Annotated in this window: 3 protein-coding genes and 1 pseudogene; all 4 read right to left on the bottom strand. The window is 75.3% G+C overall.

Annotated features, from left to right (window positions below; all coding sequences use genetic code 11):
• Positions 1–523, bottom strand: a pseudogene (locus tag AB0G02_RS35895) (DUF58 domain-containing protein); the annotation flags it as partial.
• Between the two features lie 49 nt (positions 524–572).
• Complete coding sequence (locus AB0G02_RS35890) at positions 573–1,553, bottom strand: MoxR family ATPase (protein ID WP_360803624.1); 981 nt, start codon at positions 1,551–1,553, stop codon at positions 573–575.
• Positions 1,550–2,017 carry a hypothetical protein gene (locus AB0G02_RS35885; RefSeq protein ID WP_360803621.1) on the bottom strand — a complete coding sequence of 156 codons (468 nt, stop codon included), beginning with the start codon at positions 2,015–2,017 and terminating at the stop codon, positions 1,550–1,552. The genes AB0G02_RS35890 and AB0G02_RS35885 overlap by 4 nt, the downstream gene beginning before the upstream one ends.
• A partial coding sequence (locus AB0G02_RS35880) for a DUF4129 domain-containing protein (protein ID WP_360803618.1) occupies positions 2,014–2,295 on the bottom strand: 282 nt, incomplete at its 5' end. The genes AB0G02_RS35885 and AB0G02_RS35880, both read right to left, overlap by 4 nt.

Raw genomic sequence — 2,295 nt, 5'->3', positions numbered from 1 at the left:
GCAGCGCCTCCACCGGCGGCAGGATCACCCGGCCGCGTTCCGGCGCGGTGATCGGACCGTGCACGAACAACGCGTCCGGCCCCGCCACCAGGTGATCCGGTCGCAGGTCGACGCCCTCGCCCCACGCGTCACGCCGCAGCACGACCTCGATCTCCCGCGCCGACTCGGCCACCAGGTGCACCGGTCCGATGCCGGCGCCCACACCGGGCAGCCGGATCGCCACCACCTCCGCGCCCGGACCCGGCTCGACCTCCACCACCGACTTCGCCGCGCCGATCTCCCCGGTGCGGGGCAGCGCGCGCACCCTGACCTCCGGCGTGCCCACCACCGGCGTGACCAGGGCGAGCAGCGTGGAGATCAGCAGCGGCGCCCCGAACAGCACCAGCGCCACCTCGTGCAGCAGCGCGCCGAGCACCACCATGCCGATACCCAGCACCAGGCCGCGCACCAGCGCGTCGGTGGGGTGCCAGTGCGCGCCGCGCCCGCCGGTGAACGCCTCGCGCAGCCGTTCGCCCCGGCTCATGACGGACACCGGTCCACGGCGGACGACCCGATCACGGCGGACGGCACGGTCACGACCGGGCGCTCGTCGGCCCGGCCACCCGGCCCAGCAGCTCGGTCACGACCTCCACGCCGGTGACGCCGGACGTCCACGTCTCCGGCCGCAGCGTGAGCCGGTGCGCCAGGGCGGGCACGGCGCACTCCTTCACGTCCTCGGGCAGCACGAAGTCACGCCCGTCCAGCACCGCCAGCGCCCGTCCCACCAGCACCAGCGCCTGCGCGCCGCGCGGTGAGGCGCCGACCTCCACGGCGTTGTGCGAGCGGGTCGCGGACGCCAGGTCCACGCAGTACCGCAGCACGTCGTCGTCCACCGCCACCCGCTCCACGCCCTGCTGGAGCCGCGACAGCCGGACCGCGTCCAGCACGGGTTCGACCTCGGTCTCCTCCCGCTGCCGGACGAGCCTGCGGCGCAGCACCTCGACCTCCTCCTCCGGCGGCGGGTAGCCGACGTCGAGCCGCAGCAGGAACCGGTCCAGCTGCGCCTCCGGCAGCGGGTAGGTGCCCTCGTACTCGACCGGGTTCGCGGTAGCCAGCACGTGGAACGGGCGGGGCAGCCCGAACGTGCGGCCCTCGACCGTGACCTGTCGCTCCTGCATGGCCTCCAGCAGGGCGGACTGCGTCTTCGGCGGAGTGCGGTTGATCTCGTCGGCCAGCAGCAGGCCGGTGAAGATGGGCCCCTCGCGGAAGGTGAACTCGCGGTCGCCCGGGTTGTACAGGAACGAGCCGGTGACGTCGGCCGGCAGCAGGTCGGGCGTGCACTGCAGGCGCTTGAAGTCGAGCTTCAGCGCCTGCGCCAGCGACCGCGCCATCAACGTCTTGCCCAGGCCCGGCACGTCCTCCAGCAGCACGTGGCCGCCCGCGAGGATCGCCGCCAGCGCCAGCCGCAACGACCGCTCCCGGCCCACGACGACGGTGCCGACGGCGGCGAGCACCGCCTTGGCCTCGGCCGCGATCGTCTCGACGCGCGCTCGGTCGTCATCGGGTGGGGTCACAGCTTCTCCAACAGGTAGGCGAGCTCCGACGGCTCGGGCAGCGGCGCTTTCGGGTCGGTGAGCAGGCGGTGCAGGTCGTCGCCCAGCACCGCGCGGGCCCTCGGGTCGTTCAGGTCGGGCACCCCGTGCACCTGCCGCAACCGGGCCTCGGCCAGCCTGCGCAGCCGCGGCTGCACGCGGTTCACGAACCGGTCCTGGTCGACGGCGGCCTCGGCCAGGCGGCTCGCGAGGGTGCTCGCCTGCGCGGACGTGGCGGTGGACAGGGACGTGGGCGGGGGCGACCACAGGACGTCCGTCGCGCGCGGCAGGCGTGCGACGAGCAGCGCCATCGCGCCGACGGGCAGCCCGAGCAGCACCGCCCACAGCCACGGTGCGCCGACGCGGACCAGCACCAGCGCCGTGCCCACCGCGACCACGACGGCCAGCGCCACCGCACGCCACACGCCGCCGACGAGCGGGGTCACCGCAGGTCCCGCACGATGTGCTCCAACGCCTCGGTGGCCGTGCGGGCGTCCGCCGCGGTCACCTCGGCGGTGCCGAACCGGGCCCGCTGGTAGACGCGCCTGAGCGTGCCGGTCGCGCCCTCGTCCACCCGGTAGCGGCGCAGCAGGTCGCCGGTGAACTCGGTGGCCGTCTGGTGGCCCCGGCGCGGCACGCCGCTGTCCTCGGCGGCCCGTTCGAGGCTCAGCCAGGCGGCGATCACCGCGTCACCGGGCGGGCCGCCGGCGTGGCCGCGCAGACC

This window comes from Actinosynnema sp. NPDC023658 (genome assembly GCF_040639995.1).
GTDB lineage: Bacteria > Actinomycetota > Actinomycetes > Mycobacteriales > Pseudonocardiaceae > Actinosynnema.
Note: the sequence above shows the minus strand (reverse complement) of the source record. Positions and strands in the feature narration are given on the sequence as shown.